The organism is Aquabacterium sp., from assembly GCF_048860245.1.
GTDB lineage: Bacteria > Pseudomonadota > Gammaproteobacteria > Burkholderiales > Burkholderiaceae_C > Aquabacterium.
This window is the reverse complement of sequence record NZ_JBLIZW010000115.1, coordinates 45387-66050: the sequence shown is the minus strand read 5'-3', so window position 1 is coordinate 66050 and position 20664 is coordinate 45387. Positions and strand designations below refer to the sequence as shown.

The 20664-nt window shown below is 63.1% G+C and carries 16 protein-coding genes; 8 read left to right on the top strand and 8 right to left on the bottom strand.

The features are described 5' to 3' along the window. Position 1: 1 nt before the first annotated feature. From ACMV18_RS13170 to ACMV18_RS13150, 5 genes are read right to left on the bottom strand one after another with little or no spacing between them, the layout of a single operon-like run. Positions 2 to 1414 (bottom strand): TolC family outer membrane protein, encoded by a 1413-nt coding sequence (locus tag ACMV18_RS13170; protein ID WP_420818214.1) that lies wholly within the window; start codon positions 1412 to 1414, stop codon positions 2 to 4. 27 nt (positions 1415 to 1441) lie between these two features. Further along, on the bottom strand, positions 1442 to 2095 hold the full coding sequence (locus ACMV18_RS13165; RefSeq protein WP_420818213.1) for a protein-L-isoaspartate O-methyltransferase family protein: 654 nt from the start codon (positions 2093 to 2095) through the stop codon (positions 1442 to 1444). Between the two features lie 49 nt (positions 2096 to 2144). After that, on the bottom strand, positions 2145 to 5333 hold the full coding sequence (locus ACMV18_RS13160; protein ID WP_420818212.1) for an efflux RND transporter permease subunit: 3189 nt from the start codon (positions 5331 to 5333) through the stop codon (positions 2145 to 2147). 22 nt (positions 5334 to 5355) lie between these two features. Further along, complete coding sequence (locus ACMV18_RS13155; protein ID WP_420818211.1) at positions 5356 to 6510, bottom strand: efflux RND transporter periplasmic adaptor subunit; 1155 nt, start codon at positions 6508 to 6510, stop codon at positions 5356 to 5358. Continuing rightward, positions 6507 to 7181 carry a TetR/AcrR family transcriptional regulator gene (locus ACMV18_RS13150; RefSeq protein WP_374259158.1) on the bottom strand — a complete coding sequence of 225 codons (675 nt, stop codon included), beginning with the start codon at positions 7179 to 7181 and terminating at the stop codon, positions 6507 to 6509. The genes ACMV18_RS13155 and ACMV18_RS13150 overlap by 4 nt, the downstream gene beginning before the upstream one ends. Positions 7182 to 7472: 291 nt before the next feature. Here ACMV18_RS13150 and ACMV18_RS13145 point away from each other — a divergent pair, with 291 nt between their 5' ends. From ACMV18_RS13145 to ACMV18_RS13115, 7 genes are all read left to right on the top strand, one after another. Continuing rightward, positions 7473 to 9104 (top strand): 3-(methylthio)propionyl-CoA ligase, encoded by a 1632-nt coding sequence (locus tag ACMV18_RS13145; protein WP_374259157.1) that lies wholly within the window; start codon positions 7473 to 7475, stop codon positions 9102 to 9104. Between the two features lie 210 nt (positions 9105 to 9314). Continuing rightward, positions 9315 to 11411 carry a 3-hydroxyacyl-CoA dehydrogenase NAD-binding domain-containing protein gene (locus tag ACMV18_RS13140; RefSeq protein WP_420818210.1) on the top strand — a complete coding sequence of 699 codons (2097 nt, stop codon included), beginning with the start codon at positions 9315 to 9317 and terminating at the stop codon, positions 11409 to 11411. A gap of 115 nt (positions 11412 to 11526) precedes the next feature. Continuing rightward, positions 11527 to 13404, top strand: coding sequence for an acyl-CoA dehydrogenase (locus tag ACMV18_RS13135; protein ID WP_420818209.1), 1878 nt, complete (start codon positions 11527 to 11529; stop codon positions 13402 to 13404). 18 nt (positions 13405 to 13422) lie between these two features. After that, positions 13423 to 13704 (top strand): Dabb family protein, encoded by a 282-nt coding sequence (locus ACMV18_RS13130; protein ID WP_420818208.1) that lies wholly within the window; start codon positions 13423 to 13425, stop codon positions 13702 to 13704. 14 nt (positions 13705 to 13718) lie between these two features. Further along, positions 13719 to 14516, top strand: coding sequence for an SDR family oxidoreductase (locus ACMV18_RS13125; protein ID WP_374259153.1), 798 nt, complete (start codon positions 13719 to 13721; stop codon positions 14514 to 14516). 14 nt (positions 14517 to 14530) lie between these two features. Further along, positions 14531 to 14995, top strand: a complete 465-nt coding sequence (locus ACMV18_RS13120) for a PaaI family thioesterase (protein ID WP_420818207.1) — start codon at positions 14531 to 14533, stop codon at positions 14993 to 14995. 50 nt (positions 14996 to 15045) lie between these two features. Continuing rightward, positions 15046 to 15969, top strand: coding sequence for an SDR family oxidoreductase (locus ACMV18_RS13115; RefSeq protein ID WP_374259151.1), 924 nt, complete (start codon positions 15046 to 15048; stop codon positions 15967 to 15969). Between the two features lie 13 nt (positions 15970 to 15982). On the opposite strand, the gene rapZ is transcribed toward ACMV18_RS13115, so the two are convergent. The 3 genes from rapZ to ACMV18_RS13100 are packed head-to-tail and all read right to left on the bottom strand — an operon-like array spanning position 15983 to position 19501. After that, positions 15983 to 16879 (bottom strand): RNase adapter RapZ, encoded by an 897-nt coding sequence (gene rapZ / locus ACMV18_RS13110; protein ID WP_374259159.1) that lies wholly within the window; start codon positions 16877 to 16879, stop codon positions 15983 to 15985. After that, positions 16876 to 18594 carry a DNA repair protein RecN gene (recN, locus tag ACMV18_RS13105; RefSeq protein WP_420818206.1) on the bottom strand — a complete coding sequence of 573 codons (1719 nt, stop codon included), beginning with the start codon at positions 18592 to 18594 and terminating at the stop codon, positions 16876 to 16878. Before recN ends, rapZ begins: the two co-directional genes overlap by 4 nt. Before the next feature lie 4 nt (positions 18595 to 18598). Further along, positions 18599 to 19501 carry an NAD kinase gene (locus tag ACMV18_RS13100; RefSeq protein WP_374256836.1) on the bottom strand — a complete coding sequence of 301 codons (903 nt, stop codon included), beginning with the start codon at positions 19499 to 19501 and terminating at the stop codon, positions 18599 to 18601. Positions 19502 to 19597: 96 nt separating this feature from the next. Between ACMV18_RS13100 and hrcA the strand changes: the two genes are divergently transcribed. Continuing rightward, positions 19598 to 20617 carry a heat-inducible transcriptional repressor HrcA gene (gene hrcA / locus ACMV18_RS13095; RefSeq protein WP_374256835.1) on the top strand — a complete coding sequence of 340 codons (1020 nt, stop codon included), beginning with the start codon at positions 19598 to 19600 and terminating at the stop codon, positions 20615 to 20617. Positions 20618 to 20664 lie beyond the last annotated feature (47 nt).

Genomic DNA, 20664 nt, shown 5'->3' with positions numbered 1-20664 from the left:
TTTACTGGGCAACCAGTTTGTTGAGTTCAACCAGGTCGTCGGCCTTCAATGTGCCGCTGGCTTGGCGCAACTTCAACGAGGCCATGATGACGTCGTAACGAGCCTTGAAGAGGTCTTTCTGGGTGGATGCCAGCATGGTTTGGGCATCCAGCACATCCTTGTTGATGCGCACACCCACCTTGTAGCCCAGTTGGGTGGCCTCCAAAGCCAGCTTGGCCGAGGCCTCTGCCGCTTCATAAGCTTTGACTTGTGCCAGGCCGGACTGCAGGCCCGAGAAGGCCTGACGGGTGGCCAGGGACATGCTGCGGCGTGCGTTGTCGAGGTCGTTGCCCGATTTTTCTTGCAGACGCAGGGCTTCGCGCACCTTGTTTTGGATGGCGTTGCCAGCGTAGAGCGGGACGTTCAACTCCAGACCAATGGAGCCGGCGTTGCCGGGCGCGCTGGAGCTCTTGGTGTAGCTGTTGTTGCTGTCGACCTGGGTGCGGCCTGCACTGGCGACGGCGTCGAGCGTAGGCAGGTGGTTGGCACGCGCTTTGTCGACTTCCAGCTGCGCAACCTTCAAGCCGATTTCGGCTTTGCGCACCAAGGGGGCGTTCACCGACTGGTTGACCCAGTCGTCCATTTGGCCGGGGGCCAGGGTGTCGAGGGTGACCGGGGTGCGCAGCGGATTGGGTTTGACGTCGGTGCGACCCACGAGTTGATCCAGCGCGATGCGCTTGACGCGCAGATCGTTGGTCGCGGCAATTTCCTGCGCGGTGGCGAGGTCATGGCGGGCTTGGGCTTCGCGCGTGTCGGTGATGGTGGCGTTGCCCACATCAAAGCTGCGCTTGGCGGCGGCCAGTTGTTCGGCCAGGGCCTTCTTGTTGGCCTGAGCTGTGTTCAGCACATCTTGCGCCGACAAGACATCGAAGTAGGCCTGTGCCACGCGAACGGCCAAGTCGTCTTCAGCCTGCTTCAGGTCGGCCTGCGCCACTTCCAGCGCCTGCTCGGCCTGGTCTACCTTGGCAGAGTTGCTCAGATTCAGCAGAGGCTGGCGTGCCGCAATGCCGACTTTGCCCACGGTGGACAGTGTGTCGTAGTTGACGGTGCCCAGCAGCGGGGAGGTCGTTGCAGGAATGGACGAATCGAGGCGGTTGCGGGTGACGGAGGCTTGCAGGTTGACCGACGGACGCAGCAGGGCGTGGGCTTGGGCGGCCTGGAACTCGACCGACTCGGCCTGCGCCTTGGCTGACAGGTAGGCCGCATCGTATTGACGAGCGGCCTGGTACAGGTCCATCAGGTTTTCGGCTTGGGCGGCCTGTGTCCCCATGGCGCTCAGGATCACCAACGTGGCTGCGCGGGCGAGTGGAGTCCAGCGGCTGGGAGTGCTGGCAGCGCAGGCCTGTGCAGAGGAGGTGGTGTGCAAGGGCATCATGGGGTCCTGTGGGTGAAACGTCGGGAATCAGAACGTGAAGCGGGTGCCTTCGGCGAAGCCGGGCAGGCGGGGCAACACGGTGTCGAACAGGTTTTGGCTGCTGAACTGGTTGGCGGCCACGCGGGTGTACAGCACGGCTTGCATGACGGGCTCATTGCCCACCACGGCCAGCAGGCGGCCACCGACCTTCAGTTGGTCGAGCAGTTCTTGTGGCACTTTGGCGACCGAGCCGGTCAGCAAGATGGCGTCGTAGGGGGCCTTGCCCGCAAAACCTTGGGTGCCGTCGTGCTGTTGCACTTCGGCGTTGCTGATGCCGGCCTTGCGCAGGTTGGCGCGTGCGGCAGCGACCAGTTCGGCGCTGGCGTCCAGGCCGACGACGCGCTGGGCCTTGTGGGCGATCAAGGCCGTGACGTAACCGGTGACGGCACCAATGTGCAGCACATTGTCGGTTTTGCTCAGGTTCAGGTCCTGGACCAGGCGGGCTTCCACGCGTGGGGCAGGCAGGCTGCGGCCGCCGCCCAGGGGGATTTCCAGATCCATGAGGGCCTGGCCGCGGTGCTCGGCGGGCACGAAGTCTTCACGCTTGACGGCAGCCAGCAGAGAAAGAATCGAGGTGTCCAGCACATCCCAGGGGCGGATTTGCTGCTCGATCATGTTGAAGCGGGCTTGTTCGAGGTTCATGCTGGGCATCCTTGGCAAAACGAGGTGGGATCCGGATAAAGCGGAGATTTTAAGAAACACCGCCGCTCTTGGGGGCACCTTGGGTCAAGGAAGTGTGCGAACGTCGGTTTTTGGCCCACTCCGTGAAGTCATCCAGGAAGCTGTAGAGGACCGGCACGACCACCAAAGTCAGCAGTGACGAGGCCAGCACGCCGCCAATCACGGCTTGACCCATGGGGGCACGCTGCTCGGCCCCTTCCGACATGGCAAAGGCCAGCGGCACCATGCCGAACACCATGGCCAGCGTGGTCATGAGAATGGGGCGCAGACGTACGCGAGCGGCCAGCAAGAGGGCTTCGCGGCGGGGCAGGGGTTCGGTGAGGTGGCCCTCGCCGCTGTCACCGTTGCGGGCCCGGTTGGCAAAGTCCACCAGCAAAATGGCATTTTTGGTGACCAGGCCCATCAGCATGATGATCCCGATGATGGAGAACATGTTGAGCGTGGAGCCAAAGACCAGCAGGGTGACCACCACGCCGATCAGCGTCAGGGGGAGAGAGCTCATCAGCGCGATGGGCTGCAGGAAGCTGCGAAACTGCGAGGCCAGGATCATGTAGATGAAGACGATGGCCAGGCCCAGCGCCGACAGCGCATAGGCGAAGGATTCCTGCATGTCTTTGGTGGAGCCGCCAAAGCGGTACTGGTAGCCGCTGGGCCAGGGCGTGGCGTCCAGCACCCTGCGGATGTCGGCCGAGACTTCACCCATCGACCGGCCAGTGAAGTTGGCGGTGATTTCGATTTCGCGGTTGAGGTCGCGACGGTTGATCTGCGTGGGGCCGAGTCCCTCGATCACATCGGCCACCTGCTTGAGCCGCACGATGCGGGGTGTGCCTTGGGCATCGTTGCCAATGACCAGGGGCAGGTTGCGCAGGTCGTCGGCGGTGCGGCGGGCGTCGGGATGCAGGGACACACGGATGTCGTAGTTTTGCTCGTCTTCGGCGCGCCAACTGCCCACGACTTTGCCTTCCACCAGCACGTTCAGGGCTTTGCTGATCGCGTCCACACTCAGGCCCAGGTCGGCGGCGGCATCGCGGCGAACGCGGATGTCGAGCGTCGGCTTGTTGGGCTTGAGGCTGCTGTCCAGGTCGACCAGTCCAGGAATGTGGCGCAGCTTGGCGAGCACGTCCTGGCTGAGCCGGTCCAAGGCGGCCAGCGAGTTGCCTTGAATGGAGAGCTGAATGGGCTTGAGTCCGGCCACCGAGTCGAGCAGGCCAACGTGTGTCACGGTGACCCCGGGCAGTTGTGACAGGGCCTCACGCAAGGGGGCCGACAGCTGGTCGACGTTGCGCTGGCGCAGGTGGCGGTCGGTCAGGCGGATGTACATCGACACCTGGTTGCGGCCCAGCGCAGCGCCGGTGTTGAGGGTCGACAGGGTGTAGGCCACCTCGGGCATCTTGCGGATGAGGGCGTCGACCTCGCGGGTGCGGGCTTCGGTGGCTTCCAGCGAGGTGCCGGCCGGGGTGTAAAAGTTGACGAAGGTTTCCGAGTAGTCGGCCTTGGGCACGAACTCGGTGCCCATCAAGGGGATGAGCATGACGCTGCCGACCAGGCTGCCGCCCGCAATCAGCAGGGTCCACCAGGGGTGGTCAAGGGCGCTGGCCAGCAGGCGCTGGTAGCCCACGCTGAGGGATTCGGACCAGCGATCCACGGCTCCGGTGACACGGCCAATGCTGCGGTCGTACCAGTCTTGGGCTTGCACGACGGCGCCATGCTGGTGGATGGCGGGGTCGTGCCAGATGCTCGACAGCATGGGGTCGAGCGTGAAGCTGACGAACATGGAAATGAGCACGGCAGCCACGATGGTGACGCCGAACTCATGGAAGAACTTGCCGATGATGCCGCCCATGAAGCCAATCGGCAGGAACACGGCCACGATGGACAGGGTGGTGGCCAGCACGGCCAGCCCGATTTCTTGTGTGCCGTCGAGTGAGGCCTGCATGGCCGGCTTGCCCATCTGCACGTGGCGCACGATGTTTTCGCGGACCACGATGGCATCGTCGATCAGCAGGCCCACGCACAGGCTGAGCGCCATCAGCGTGACCATGTTGATGGAGAAGCCAAACCACTGCATGAACAGGAAGGTGCCGATGATGGAGATCGGCAGCGTGAGGCCGGTGATGACGGTGGAGCGCCAGGAGTTCAGGAACAGGAACACGATCAACACCGTGAGCACGGCGCCTTCGATCAGGGTGTGGCGCACGTTGTCGACGCCCACGCTGATCTGACGGCTGTTGTCGCGCACGATGTCGAGCTTCATGCCGGGCGGCAGTTCGTGGCGGACGGCTTCGACGACCTCGGTCAGTCCCCGGGCCACATCCAGCGTGTTTTCGCCTTGGGACTTGAGGATGTCGAGGGCGAGGGTGCGATGGCCGTCCAGCAGGGCCAGGCTTTCGAGTTCCTGCGGGCCATCGATCACGTCGGCGACTTGGGAGAGGTAGATGGGCTGGTCATGGCGGTGGGCCACGATCACACGCTTGAAGTCTTCGACCGAGCGCAGCCGTGCGTCGATCTGCACCACGCGGTCTTGCTGCAGGGTGCGCACGCTGCCGGCCGGCTGGTCCTGATTTTCCTGGCGGACGATGGCTGCAATTTGCTCGGCGCGCAGGCCCAGGGCATCGAGCGCCTCGGGCTTGAGGTAGATGTTGATCTGCCGCTTGAGCCCGCCCACCAGGCTGACACTGCCCACGCCGGGCACGTTTTCCAGTCGCTTGCGCAGGATCTGGTCGGCGTAAGTGGTCAGGGCCTGATCGCTTTGACTGCGGTCGGGGGAGCTGAGGGCCAGCGAAAAAATGGGGCGGTTGGCGGGGTCGAAGCGCAGCACGCGCGGGTCTTCGACCTCATCGCGCAGCAAGGGGCGCAAGGCCGAGAGCTTTTCGCGCACGTCTTCGGCGGCGCGGCGGGCGTCCATGTTCAGGTTGAACTGCACGATGACGACCGAGCTGCCCTCGTAAGAGCGCGAGTACAACTGGTTGATGCCGGCCACCGTGTTGACAGCTTCTTCAACCTTGCGGGTGACCTCGGTTTCCACGATCTCGGGCGAGGCGCCCGGGTAGGCGATCTGCACCACCAGCGTCGGAAACTCGATGTCCGGGAACTGGTCCACCTTGAGTCGCTGGAACGAAAACAAGCCCAGCACGACCAAGGCCATCATCATCATGGTGGCCATGACCGGGTTGCCAATCGACAGGCGGGTGAACCACATGGTGCGATGTCCTTCGTGGGGGTCAGCGTGAGGCCGCAGCCGACGCTGCGCTGACTTGCACCGATGCACCTTCGCGCACAGTGCCTGCGGCATTGACCAGAATGCGGTCGCCGGGCTGGATGCCGTCCAGCACTTCCACCCACATCTGATCGGGGGCAGCGGTGGCTTGCGCACGGGCGCCCAGACGGACGTTCACGCGGGTCACCTGCTGACCACGCACTTGCAGGACCTGATCGTGTCCACCCTCGCGGGTGATGGCGCTGGGTGGAATGGCCAGGGCCTGCCGCTGGGCCAGCGTGATCTGCCCTTGGGCAAACAAACCATGGCGCAAAGCAGGGTGCTTGGGCAGGCTCAGGTAGACCATCACGGCACGGGTGTCCGCAGCCGCGCTGGGGTTGATGCGCACGACCTTGGCTGGGATGGCCTCGTTCACGCCGTCGATGCGCAGGGCACCCTGGCTGCCGACTTGCACCTGGGTCAGATCCTGCGGATTGACGGCGACCTGCCACTCCAGGGTGTTGAGGTCAACGATTTCGACGATGCGCCCCTCGACAGGCACCCGCTCACCGGCTTGCGCCAGGCGCTGCGCGATCTGGCCGCCGATGGGCGCGACGATGCGGGTGTCACGCAGGGTTTTGTCGGCCAAGTCGGCGGCCGCTTGTGCGGCTTCCAGATTGGCCAGGCTGGACGAGGCATTGGCTTGCGAGCCATCGAGCGCTTGCTTGGAAATGAAGCCTTGCTGGACCAGGGCCTGGTTGTTGCGCAGGGTTTGTTCGGCGTTTTGCCAGATGGCGCGGGCGGACGCGGCCTGCTGGCGGGCTTGCTGCTGGCGCAGGGTGAATTCTTGCGGATCGAGCTGGCCCAGCACTTGGCCCGGGGCGACCGTGTCACCTTCGCGAACCGACAGGCTCAGCAATTCGGCCGCCACTTTGGCTTTGACCATGGCCGTGCGCTGGGCCACCACGTTGCCGGACACGGGCAGCACCACCGTCAAGGGCTGGGATGCCACGGTGTAGAGGTCGCGTTCGGTGAGCTGCACGCCCAGGCTTTGCGCGGAGGCGGTGCTTTGGGCCAGTTCAGCTTGCTGTGCCTTGCGCGCATGAATGGCCCGGCCAATGCCGCCTGCGAGCACGAGGACACCAAGGGCCAGAGCCAACCATTTGCGAGACAGCTTCATGTTGTTCCGTCGACAGGGTGGGGGCGGCTTTCCAGACCGCGAAGGAGCAGTTCGATCTGCGTGGCGATGAATTGTTCCGGGTCCAGGGGCACGGGGTTGACCGCACACACCGAGGTGCACTGGCGGTAGGTGATCAGAAACTGAATGGGCGAGATCAGCGCATGCACCACCGAGGTCACGTCGAGTGCACGAAACTCGCCACGCTCGATGCCGCGCTCGATCACGCGACGCAGCAGGAAGTGCGTGGGCGCCACCACCTCGTTCAAATAGAACTGGGCGAGATCAGGGTAAGCGGTGATCTCACTCATGATCAATACGATCAGACCCGAGGCTTTGGCGGAGCCGACCCGGGTCCACCACGTCTGGGCCAGGCGGTACAGCAATTCGGAGGTGGAGCCTTCGTGCAGGTCGAACAGGCTGCTGCCTTCCACGATCACCTCGCTCAGGTAGGCCTGCACCACCGCCTTGAACAAGTCGTCCTTGCTGGGGTAATACAGATAGAGCGTGCCTTTCGAGACCCCGGCATCCTTGGCGACATCTTCCATGCGGGTGGCGGCCAACCCTTTGTGGATGAACAGGTGCAGTGCCGCCTCCAGCAACTCTTGCGGGCGCTCGGCCTTGCGTCGTTGGTGGCTTTTGGGCTGCGAGGAGGGGGGCGTGGCCGGGGTCAAGGGGATCCGAAATAACTGACTCGTCGGTCAGTAATGTAGCGGTCCCGGGTGTCATGGGTCAATCACGTGTCGGAAATGCACCCTGCACGCGTAGGCTTGCTCGGATTTCCGGACTGTATTTGATTTGATGTGTTGTCAGATATATCAGGGTCATTACTGAGTTGGTTGCGATATCTGTTTGACGCAAATCGACCTATGATTGACAATTCATCTGAAAAGATGAATTGTCAAAAGAGGCGCCCCCTGAAAGGGACCTCGGATCAATGTCGAGCGTGATTGCCGGAGGTTGTTATGAGCCTGATGGGCCAGATGATGCAAATGCCCTTGTTGATTTCGTCGCTGCTGACACACGCAGCGCGTCACAACGGGGATACCGAGATCGTGTCCAAGCGTGTGGAAGGCGACATCCACCGCACGACGTGGGGTGAAGTCGAGCTGCGTTCGCGCAAGTTGGCGCAAGCCTTGGCACGTTTGGGGTGTGAGCCGGGCGATCGCGTCGGCACCCTGGCCTGGAACGGCTACCGCCACCTGGAGATTTATTACGGTGTCTCGGGCTCGGGCCTGGTGTGCCACACCATCAACCCACGCCTGTTCCCGCAGCAGGTGGCCTGGATCATCAACGATGCACAGGACAAGGTCATTTTTGTGGACCTGAACATCTTCCCCTTGGTGGAGAAGCTGGTTCCGAACCTGCCTTGCGTGAAGCACGTGGTGCTGATGTGCGGCCGCGATGACATGCCGCGCGACCACTCGCTGCCGCATCTGCATTGCTACGAAGAGTTGGTGGAAGCCGAGAACGGCCAATACGACTGGCCGACTTTCGATGAAAACACGGCCGCCAGCATTTGCTACACCTCGGGTACGACGGGCAACCCCAAGGGCGCGGTCTACTCCCATCGCTCCAGCGTGCTGCACGCGTTTGCATCGGCGCTGCCAGATGCCATGTGCATCAAGGCGACCGATGTGATCCTGCCGGTGGTGCCCATGTTCCACGTCAATGCCTGGGGCATTCCTTACTCGACCGCGCTGGTGGGTTGCAAGCTGGTGATGCCAGGACACCATCTGGATGGCGCCTCGTTGTACGAACTGTTCGAGAGCGAGAAGGTCACCATGAGTGCGGGCGTGCCCACCATCTGGCTGGGTCTGCTCAACCACGTCAAGGCCAACGGCTTGAAGTTCAGCACCTTCAAGACGACGGTGATTGGTGGCTCGGCCTGCCCGCCCTCCATGATCCGCACCTTCGAGAACGACTACGGCGTGGAAGTGGTGCACGCCTGGGGCATGACCGAGTTGTCGCCCATCGGGACGCTGGGACGCCTCAAGAGCAAGCACTCGCACCTGCCGGCCGAAGAGAAGCAGAAGATCCTCGAAAAGCAAGGCAAGTCGGTGTTTGGCATCGACATGCGCATCGTGGATGGCGAGGGCAACCCGCAACCCTGGAACGGTGTGGCCACGGGTGATCTGGAGGTGCGAGGTCACTGGGTGATCAGCAACTACTTCAACATCGACAAGTCGCCGCTGCACGACGGTTGGTTCCCGACCGGGGATGTGGCCACCATCGATGCCGATGGCTACATGCAGATCACCGACCGTTCGAAGGACGTGATCAAGTCCGGTGGCGAGTGGATCAGCTCCATCGAACTGGAAAACGTGCTGATGGCCCACCCCGCCGTGCACGAAGCGGCGGCCATTGCGGCCCACCATCCGAAGTGGGATGAGCGGCCGATGATGGTGGTGGTGAAGAAGCCCGGCGCCGAGGTGACCCGCGAGGAGTTGCTGGCCTTCTACAAGGGCAAGATTCCGACCTGGCAGACGCCGGACGACGTGGTGTTTGTGGACGAGTTGCCGCACACCGCCACCGGCAAGCTCTACAAGCTGAAGTTGCGCGAAATGTTCAAGGACCACAAGCTGCCAACAGCTTGATGCGTGGACAAGGAAAGGGCACCAGAGGGTGCCCTTTTTCACTTTTGGCGCACGTCCTATTGACGCGACGATGCACTTTGTGACAATCTCGGCTATTCTTACAAGACTTCTTGTCAGAATTGAAATTCAGGCAAGGCAAGCGCTTTCTGGGCGGGGCTCCACAAAGGCCGCGCACCGGAATTCCCTGTGACCGTTGTATCGAGACCGCTTATGAGCACCTCCTATCAAGTGGCTGACGGCGTGGCCGTCATCTCCCTGACCAATCCCCCCGTCAATGGCCTGGGTCTGAGTACCCGCGCTGGCATCGTGGACGGCGTGAACCAGGCCAATGCCGACGACAGCGTCAAAGCCATCGTCATCATCGGTTCGGGCAAGGTGTTCTGTGGCGGCGCGGACATTCGTGAGTTCGGCACCCCCGCAGCGTTCGCCACCCCGGGTCTGCACCTGACCATCGAAACCATCGAAAAGAGCAGCAAGCCCGTGATCGCTGCGGTGCATGGCGTGGTGATGGGCGGTGGCCTGGAACTGGCGCTCGGCTGTCACTACCGCGTGATGGCGTCGGGCGTGCAAGTGGCTTTGCCCGAAGTGAACATTGGTTTGATCCCCGGTGGCGGTGGCACGCAACGTCTGCCGCGCGTGCTGCCGGTTGAGCTGTGTCTGCAAATGGTGACGACCGGCATGTCCGTGCCGAGCGACAAGCTCGCCAAGGTGCCGGGCCAACAACTGATCGCCAAGATGATCGACGGCGATTTGCTGGCGGGTGCCAAGGCCTTCGCCTTGGAAGTGGCCGATGTGCGCCCCATGCCTTTGGTGCGTCACCTGCCGGTGCCCGCTGTGGCGGATGCCGAGTTGTTCAACAAGGCCCGTGCCGACATGGCCAAGGCCCGCCGTGGTCTGGTCTCGCCCCAGCGTTGCATTGACGCGGTGGAAATCGCCGCCCAGACGCCTGACATCGATGTGGGCATCCAGAAAGAGCTCGACATCTTCAAGGTCATCATGGTCGGCCCGCAGGCCAAGGCCATGCAGCACGCCTTCTTTGGTGAGCGCGCTGCCAGCAAGATCCCCGATGTGCCTGACAACACGCCGGTGCGCGACGTCAAGAGCGTGGCGGTCATTGGTGCTGGCACCATGGGCGGCGGCATCACCATGTGCTTCCTCAATGCCGGCATTCCTGTGACTTTGCTGGAAATGAAGCAAGAGGCCATTGACCGTGGCGTCGGCATCATCCGCAAGAATTACGAAGCCCAGGTGGCCAAGGGCAAGCTGGCGCAAGAGAAGTACGAGCAGCGCATGAGCCTGCTCAAGACTTCGCTGAGCTACGACGACATTGCCCAGGCCGACATGGTGATTGAGGCCGTGTTTGAAAACATGGGCGTCAAGTCGGAAGTGTTTGCCAAGCTGGATGCCGTGATGAAGCAGGGCGCCATCCTGGCTTCCAATACCTCGACGCTGGACGTGGACAAGATCGCCGAAGTGACCTCGCGTCCCGGCGACGTGGTGGGGCTGCACTTCTTCAGCCCTGCCAACGTGATGCGCCTGCTGGAAGTGGTGCGCAGCAAGCACACCGCCAAGGATGTGATGGCCACCGTGATGCAAGTGGCCAAGAAGATCAAGAAGGTGGCCGTGGTGTCGGGCGTTTGCGATGGCTTCATCGGCAACCGCATGTTCGAGCAATACACCCGTCAGGCCTTCTTCCTGGTGCAAGAAGGTGCCTCCGTTCAGCAAGTGGACAAGGCTGCCGAGGCCTTCGGCTTTGCCATGGGCCCCTTCCGCGTGGGCGATCTGGCCGGCAACGACATTGGCTACGCCATCCGTCAACGTCGCTCCATCGAAAAGCCCGATGTGGTCTACAGCAAGGTGGGCGACGCCGTGTGCGAACTGGGCCGTTACGGCCAGAAGGTGGGCAAGGGCTGGTACGACTACGAAGCCGGCAAGCGTGAGCCCGTGCCGTCTGCCGAAGTGCAAGCTGCCATCGACAAGGTGCGTGCCGACCAAGGCATCACCGCCCGCGCCATCAGCGATGAAGAGATCGTGGACCGCCTGGTGCTGGCCATGGTCAACGAAGGTGCCTTGATCCTGGAAGAAGGCATTGCCAACAAGGCTTCCGACATCGACATGGTCTACCTGACCGGCTATGGCTTCCCTCTGGCATGGGGTGGTCCGATGCTGTACGCCGACCTGATGGGGTTGCCCAAGGTGGTCGAGAAGATGAAGCATTTCGCGGCCAACCCCCACGACGATCAGGCCTTCTGGACGCCTGCACCGTTGCTGGTCAAGCTGGCAGCTGAAGGCAAGACCTTCAACTGATGCCGAGATGACCGTGATCGTTTGATCACCCGCGAACAAGCCCAGTCTGGCCCATTGCCTGGCTGGGCTTCTTTTTGCCTTGAAAGTTGCTGCGGCAGTGCCGCCTTGCTGAAACATGACTCAACGCGCCACCCTGGATTTTTTGCTCTACGACTGGTTGAAGGCCGACGCCTTGTGCCAACGCCCACGCCATGCCGAGCACAGCCGCGAAACCTTCGATGCGGTGCTGGACCTGGGCGAGAAGATTGCTGCTGAGCAATTTGCACCGTTCAATCGCCTGACCGATGTGCAGGAGCCCGAATTCGACGGTGAGCGTGTGCACCTGCCGGCCGAAACCCCCAAGGCGCTGCAAGCTTTCATCGATTCCGGGCTGATTGCCGGGGCCCAAGATGCGGAAGTGGGGGGCATGCAGTTGCCCACGGTGGTCGAGATGGCCGCCATGAGCTTCTTCTTCAAGGCCAGCGTGTCGTTGGCGGGCTACCCCATGCTGACGCGCGGCAACGCCAACACCATCCTGGCGCACGGCACACCCAAACAGATCGACGTGTTTGCCAAGCCCAGCTTTGAAGGGCGCACCTTTGGCACCATGTGCCTGAGCGAGCCCCAAGCGGGCTCCAGCTTGTCAGACATCGCGACCAAAGCAGTGCCGGACACCGCGAGTGAGGCGCATGGCGCACTGCCGTGGCAACAGGATCCTCTGGGACCGCGCTTCCGCCTCAAGGGCAACAAGATGTGGATCTCGGGCGGTGAGCATGAAATGGGCGACAACATCGTCCACCTGGTGCTGGCCAAGATTCCCGGTGAGGATGGCAAGACCATCCCCGGCGTGAAGGGCATCTCGCTGTTCATCGTGCCGCGCAAGCTCGTTGAGGCCGATGGCACCATTACCGACCAGCGCAACGATGTGTCGCTGGCTGGGCTCAATCACAAGTGTGGTTACCGCGGCACTGTCAACACCCTGCTGAACTTTGGCGAAGGCAAGTTCCCTGTGCATGGTCAAGCCGGGGCGGTGGGCTACCTGATCGGCAAGCCCGGTGAGGGCCTCAAGTGCATGTTCACGCTGATGAACGAGGCCCGCATTGGTGTGGGTCTGGGCGCGACGATGCTGGGCTATGCCGGCTTCGAAGCCTCGCTGGCGTATGCCAAGGACCGGCCGCAAGGTCGCCCCATGACCGCCGCAGGCAAGGATGCCGGCAGCCCCCAGATTCCGATCATTCAGCACACCGATGTCAAGCGCATGCTGATGATGCAAAAGACCGTGGCCGAAGGCGGCTTGGCGCTGGCCATGCTGTGCGCCCAGTTGGTCGATGATGAACAAACCGGCTCCGAGGCAGAAGCCGAGAAGGCACGCCTGCTGCTGGAGCTGCTGACGCCAATCGCCAAGAGCTGGCCCAGCGAATGGGCGTTGGAAGCCAATAGCCAAGCCATCCAGGTGCTGGGTGGTGCGGGCTACACCCGCGACTTCCCCGTGGAGCAATACTGGCGCGACAACCGCCTCAACATGATCCACGAAGGCACCCACGGCATCCAGGGCATGGACTTGCTGGGGCGCAAGGTCATCATGAATGGCGGCAAGGCTTTGGCGGTGCTGGCCGAGCGCATCAGCGAAACCATTCAAAATGCGGGTCAGGTCGAAGGGCTGGCCCTGCATGCCAACGCTTTGGCGGGTGCCCTGCAAAAGGTGGGCGCCACCACCAAGGCGGCCTGGAGCACCGCACAGCCTGAAGAGGCGCTGGCGAATGCCACCTTGTACTTGCAAGCCTTTGGCCACACCGTGCTGGCGTGGATCTGGCTGGAGCTGGCGCTGGCCGCCAAGGCGGCCCAAGCCGAAGGTCAGTGGGACAAGAGCCCGCTGGGCGACGGTTTCCTCAAGGGCAAGCTGGCTGCTGCAGACTATTTCTTTGGCTATGAATTGCCCAAGATCGACGCCTGGCTGGCCGTGGTGTCGCGCCGGGATCTGACCTGTGCACGCGTGGAAGCCGACTGGTTCTGAGGCAGAAAGGCCGCTGACATGATCAAACACATCGTGATGTTCTCGCTCAAGGACCCGGCCAACGCGCCCAAGGTCAAAGCCTTGCTGGACAGCTGCAAAGACCTGGTGGCGGGCATGCATGAATTCGAGGTGGGCATTCGCACCGAGGGGCTGGAAGCCAATGCCGACGTGGTGCTGGTGTCCACCTTTGTGGACAAGGCGTCGCTGGATGCATACCAGCCTCATCCGCACCACCAGACGGTGGTGGCGCAGATCCGCGAGATGGCGTCCAGCCGCCATGTGCTGGACTACTTCTGCTGATAGGGCGCAAGAGCATGACCGAGATTCGCACGGTTCAACAACTGTTTGACCTGCAGGGCAAGACTGCACTGATCACGGGTGGTTCACGCGGTCTGGGCCTGCAAATGGCACAGGCCCTGGGCGAGGCCGGGGCCAAGGTGGTCATCAGTTCGCGCAAAGCCGCCGACCTGGAAGAAGCGGTGATGGCGCTGCAAGATCGAGGCATTGATGCCCGCTGGATTGCCGCAGACGCGGGCAAGCCCGATGACATCCAGCGCCTGGTTCAAGAAACGCTGGAGCGCGTGGGCGACATCGACATCCTCGTGAACAACGCGGGGGCCACCTGGGGCGCGCCTGCGCAGGACTATCCGCTCGAAGCGTGGGACAAGGTCATGGATCTCAATATCCGTGGCTATTTCCTGCTGTCGCAAGCGGTGGCCAAGGCCAGCATGATTCCCCGCAAGCAAGGGCGCATCATCAACGTGTCGTCGATTGCGGGCTTGGGCGGTAATCCTCCGTTCATGCAAACCATCGCCTACAACACCAGCAAGGGCGCGGTGATCAATTTCACCCGAGCCTTGGCCGCCGAGTGGGGGCACCTGGGTATCCGTGTCAATGCCATTGCGCCAGGCTTCTTCCCCAGCAAGATGACGGCAGGAACCATTGCGGCCGTGGGCGAAGACAAGATGGCGGCGCAAGCGCCCTTGTTGCGTCTGGGCGATGACGAAGACCTCAAAGGCGCCACCTTGTTGTTCGCCTCGGAGGCGGGCAAGCACATCACCGGTCAGGTGCTGGCCGTGGATGGTGGCTTGAGCGCCGTCACGGGTGGCTGAGGCCGCACACGATCATGGCCATTCCGTTTCCCATCGTCAGCCCGTTTGTCGAGCAGCTGGGGTGTGAACTCCAGCGTTGTGAGGGCGGGGTGGCCGAGATCACGCTGGTACTGGGGCCCGCACATGCGAATGCCTTTGGCGTGGCACATGGCGGCATCGTCATGACCGTGCTGGACGTCGCCATGGCGCATGCGGCGCGCAGCTTACGGCCGGAGGCGTTGGGGCAGGCCTTGGGCATTGTGACCATCGAGATGAAGACGACCTTCATGCGCCCTGGTCAAGGCCTGTTGCGCGCCACGGGCCAGGTGATGCACAGCACGGCCTCGATGGCGTTTTGTGAGGCCAAGGTGGTGGACGAGAAAGGGCAGTTGTGTGCCCACGCGACCGCCTCGTTCAAGTACATGCGAGCGATGCCGGTCACAGGCCGACAAGCGCTGGCACAAGGGGGCTCGCCGCTGAGCGGCCCCGGTTCCGATTGATGTTCTGGGTGTGACGCTGAGGCACATCGTTTATTGGAGAGGAAATTGACATGTCTTTGAATCTGCAACCCGGCCAAACGGCCGTCATCACCGGTGCCGGTAGCGGCTTTGGCCTCGAACTCGCTCGCCTGGGGGCCAAGAAGGGCTTGAACCTCGTGCTGACCGATGTTCAGCAAGACGCGCTGGACGCTGCCGTGGCCGAGCTGACCGCAGCGGGCGCCAAGGTGGCCGCCTTGCGCGGTGACGTGTCACGTGCGGAAGACGTGCAAGCGCTGGCAGACCTGTGCAAAGAGCGCTTCGGCGCCCCCCACATCGTGGTCAACAACGCCGGTGTGGCCCACGGTGGCCTGATCTGGGAAGCCTCTCAGCGTGACTGGGAATGGGTGCTGGGTGTGAACCTGTTTGGTGTCATCCACGGCGTGCGCATCTTCACGCCGATGATGCTCGCTGCAGCGCGCAAGGACCCTTCCTACCAAGGTCACATCGTGAACGTGGCCTCGATGGCTGGCCTGCTGAACTCGCCTAATCTGGGTGCCTACAACGTCAGCAAGCACGCGGTGGTGAGCCTGTCTGAAACCCTGTACCAGGACTTGGCGCTGGTGAGCGACCAGGTGCATGCTTCGGTGCTGTGCCCGTACTTCGTGCCCACCGGCATCCACCAGTCTTACCGCAACCGTCCTGCCGAGCTGCGCAGCGATGCCAAGCCCACGGCCAGCCAGATGATTGCGCACGCCATGAGCTCGAAGGCTGTGACGTCCGGCAAGGTGACCGCAGCCGATACGGCAGAGCTGGTGTACGACGGCATCGAAGCCGGCAAGTTCTACATCTACACCCATCCACAGGCGCTGGCCATGGTGCAGACCCGTCTTGAAGACGTGGTGCAGGGACGCAACCCCACCGATCCGTTCTCTGACAAGCCCGAGATCGGTCAGCAACTCAAGCAGGCCCTGCAACAGGCCCTGGCTCAAGGCTGATCCGCCGCTTGGGTCAGCGGGCGTCCTGTTCCCGGTGACGGGCCAGGACGACCCCGCGTGGGGCAAAGCGCTTGAAAAGTTGCTCCACGCAATACACCGACCGGTGTTGGCCGCCCGTGCAGCCCAGCGCCACGGTGACGTAACTGCGCTGATCGCCCTCCAGGGCGGGCAGCCAGCGCAGCAAGAAGGCCTCGATCTGCGACAACAGTTCAGCGGACTCGGGCTGCGCGTCCAGATAGTCGATGACAGGCTGATCACGGCCGGTCAGCGGCTTGAGCTCCTTCAGGTAGAAGGGGTTGGGCAGCATCCGCACATCGAACACGAAGTCGGCGTCCATGGGGACACCGTGCTTGAACGCAAACGACTCGAATACCAGTGTGAGGCGAGCCGGCGCCGCCTGCACGATGTTGCGCACCCACATCCGCAGTTGCGCGGGGCGCAGCAGGGTGGTGTCGATGACCGTCGACAACTCGCGCAGCGGCTCCAGCAGTTCGCGCTCTTGATTGATGGCATCTACCAAAGCCTGGTCGCCGGAGGTTTCCCCCTCGGCGGTGGCGGCCGGTTGACGTGTAGACAAGGGGTGAGGGCGCCGCGTTTCAGAGAAGCGGCGTACCAGCGCATCGGTGCTGGCATCCAGAAACACCGAGCGCACCTTGTGGCCGCCTTGCTTGAGGGCATCCAGCACCGGCATCAGTTGCGGCAGCGAATGCACGCTGCGCACGTCCACTGACACGGCCACGCGGCGCTGCAGCTCGGGCGGGCGTTGTCGCTCCAACTCGATCATGCCGGGCAGCAGTTCGGGCGGCAGGTTGTCGACGCAGAAGTAGCCGGCGTCTTCCAGCGCATTGAGGGCCACCGACTTCCCGGAGCCAGAAATGCCGGTCAGCAAGACGATGTCGAGGGCGTTCATGCGGTGGCATCCTTTCGGCGGCGGGCCGGCTTGGCATCCTGGCTGGCGTGGTGCAGCATGGCTTCGGCGTGCGCGCGGCTGGTGTCGGTGATGGCACCGCCCAGCATGCGGGCCACTTCGTGAATCCGCTCGGCGTCGCGCACGGCGCGGATGGCGCTCGTGGTCTGGCCTGACTGAACCGACTTGGCCACGACCAGATGCTGGTGGGCACACGCTGCCACTTGCGCCAGATGGGTCACGGCCATGACCTGACGATCGTGGCCCAGACGGCGCATGAGCTGCCCCACCGTGTCGGCCACGGCTCCGCCCACGCCCGAGTCAATTTCGTCAAAGATGAGGGTGCCGACCTGGCTGCGCTCGTCGCTGCGCTGCGAGGTGGTCACGGCAATGGCCAGCGCCAGTCGCGACAACTCGCCGCCTGACGCCACCTTGCCAATGGGCCGAGGGGTGCTGCCGGCGTGGCCAGCCACCAGAAACTCCACCGACTCCAGCCCGAAGGCCTGGGGTTCGTCCTGGGGTGTCAGGGCCACTTCAAAGCGACCACCGCCCATGCCCAGCGTCTGCATGGCATCGGTCACGGCTTGGGCCAAGGAGGGGGCGACGGCCGCGCGTTGCTTCGAGACCGCTTTGGCCGTATCCAGCCAGAACTTGTGGGCGCGTTGGGCGGCTTGGTCCAGCGCATCCAGATCGCTGGCGGCATCCAGTTCGGCCAGTTCCTCTCGCCAGCCTTGCAGCAATGCGGGCAGCTCTTGTGGTTGACGCCGGTAGCGACGCGCCAGACTCATCCAGGCCGACATGCGGCTGTCCAATTCGGCGAGCCGGTCGGGGTCCAGTTCGGTGTGGTGCAGCGCGCTGTTGAGGCTGCGGGCGGCGTCCTGCAGTTGCGCTTGGGCGTCGCGCAGCACTTGCAGGGCATCGGCCAGATGCGGCTCGACCGAGGCGACCTCTTCCAGCGCATCAATGGCGCGGGAGGTGAGGCTGTCCGCGCTGTCATCGGCTTCCGAGACCGCATCCAGGGCCAGTCGTGCTGCGTCCAGAATGGCTTGTCCGTGGCTCAGGCGGGTGTGCTCGGCATTGAGGGCCTCCCACTCATCGGCCTGCGGACTGAGCTTGTCCAGCTCGCCAATTTGCCATTGCAGGCGCTCGCGTTCGCGATCCAGGTCGGTTTGCCGGCTGCGGGCTTCTTCCAGACGACGTGCGGCGTCACGGCGGGCGATCCACGCTTGTTGCAAGGCGGCGGTGTCGACCCCAGCCTGTGCATCCACCAGGGTGCGCACCGACTCAGCTCGCGTGAGGCTTTGCCAGGCATGTTGCCCGTGGATGTCGACCAGATGTTCGCCCAGTTCACGCAACTGCGTGGCCGTGGCCGGTGAGCCATTGATCCATGCGCGGCTCTTGCCTTGGCTGTCGACCACACGACGCAGCAGCAAGGGCGCACCCGGCTCCAGGTTGTCAAAGCCCGCCTCTTCCAGCCAGGGGGCAAGGTGTTGGGCCAGTTCGGGCGTGGGCTCGAACTCGGCGGTGATGTCGGCACGGGCTGCGCCTTCGCGCACCACGCCGGCATCGCCACGGCTGCCGAGCGCCAGTTGCAGGGCGTCGATCAGGATCGACTTGCCCGCGCCCGTTTCACCCGTCAGAGCCGTGAAGCCGCGGCCCAAGTCCACTTCTAGGTTCGTCACGATGACGAAGTCACGCAGGGTCAGACGCCGCAGCATGGGATCAACTCACTCCTTCATTCCAGCGCAACTTGCGGCGCAGGGTGGCGTAGTAGTTCCAGCCCTCGGGGTGCAGGAAGCGCACCTTGTGGGCCGATCGGCGAATCGTCACGCGATCGCCGTGCAAGAGGCTGGCCAGACTTTGCATGTCGAAGTTCATGCTGGCGTCGCGGCCGGCCACGATTTCAATCGTGATGGTCACGTCATCCGACACCACCAGCGGGCGGTTCGACAACGTGTGCGAGGCAATGGGCACCATCACCCAGCCACCCAGGCTGGGATGCATGATGGGGCCGCCCGCCGACATGGCATAGGCCGTCGAGCCCGTGGGCGACGACACGATCAGACCGTCGGCGCGGTAGTTGGTGACGAACTGCCCGTCGATCTCGGCGCGCAACTCGATCATGCTGGCGGTGGCGCCCCGGCTCACCACCACTTCATTGATGGCGTAGCCTTCGTAAATGGTTTCGCAGGTGTCGCCGTCGATGGGGCGCAGCACGGCGCCCTCCAGCATGGCGCGGCACTCTTCTTCATACTGCCCCTTGAGCATCAACGGCAAGATGGTGTTGATGTCCTTGAGCGGGATGTCGGTGATGAAGCCCAGGCGCCCCTGGTTGATCCCGATGAGGGGAATGTCAAACGGCGCCAGCTCGCGGGCGATGGCCAGCATGGTCCCGTCGCCCCCCAGCACCACGGCCACGTCGCAATGCTTGCCGATTTCCTTGATCGACAAGGCGGGGTATTCCGTCATCCCCGTGTTCTGAGCCGTTTCTTCCTCCAGAGAGACATCCACCCCGGCGCGGGCGAGGATGTGTGCCACATCTTCCAGGATGGGGCGGATCCCGCGAGCCTGGTATTTACCAACCAGGGCAGCGTGGCGAAAGCGGCAGGTCGAGTGGGAGGACATGCGGCGAATTACACCACAGTGACTGTGTCAAATTAGGTCAATCCCCGCCGACAAAGGGACGCCACGAACCTTGCGTGAATCTAGAATGGAACAGCCATGCTGGATGACCGTGCCAAGATCCTCCTGAAAGCGCTGGTAGAGCGCTACATCGCCGACGGGCAACCGGTCGGCTCACGTACCTTGTCGCGTGCGTCGGGGCTTGACCTGTCTGCGGCCACCATCCGCAACGTGATGGCCGATCTGGAAGAGCTGGGGCTGATTGTCAGTCCCCACACCTCGGCCGGTCGTGTGCCCACACCCAAGGGCTATCGCCTGTTTGTGGACACCATGCTGACCGCCCGCCCGCAGGGCCTGGGCGAACTGGCCCAAGAAGCGCGCGAACACCTGCAGCCCGATCAGCCGCAACGGGTGATTGCCAATGCGGCGCACATGCTGTCCAGCCTGTCGCAGTTTGTGGGCGTGGTGACCTCTCCGCGCAAGGCAAGCGTGTTTCGCCACATCGAGTTCTTGCGTCTGGGCGACAAGCGGGTGCTGGTGATTCTGGTGTCGCCTGATGGTGATGTGCAAAACCGCGTCATCTTCACCCCGCAGGATTTCACGCAGAGCCAGTTGATCGAGGCCAGCAACCTCATCAACAGTCATTACTCCGGCCTGACGCTGGACGAAATGCGGGCCCGCCTGAAGCTGGAGGTGGATCAGCTGCGCAGTGATTTGGCGCAGCTGATGCAGGCCGCCGTGCAGGCTGGCGACGAGGCGCAAGCCGAGCGTAGCGAGCAGCTGGTGCTGGCCGGTGAGCGCAACTTGCTGACCGTGGAAGACTTTTCCAGCGACCTGGGGTCTTTGCGTCGCATGTTTGATCTGTTCGAGCAGAAGACGCAACTCATGCGCTTGCTCGATGGGTCCAGCCGCGCCGATGGCGTGCGCATCTACATCGGTGGTGAGAGCCAGATCGTGCCCTTTGAAGAGCTGTCGGTGGTCTCGGCCCCTTACGAGATCAACGGGCAAGTGGTCGGTACGCTGGGCGTGATTGGCCCCACCCGCATGGCCTACGACCGCATGATCGAGATCGTGGACATCACGTCTCGTTTGGTGTCCAACGCGCTGAGTCAGCCTTGATGTGGTGCGCGGGACGCGCAGGGTTCAAAAGCCTGTAACGGAGGCTC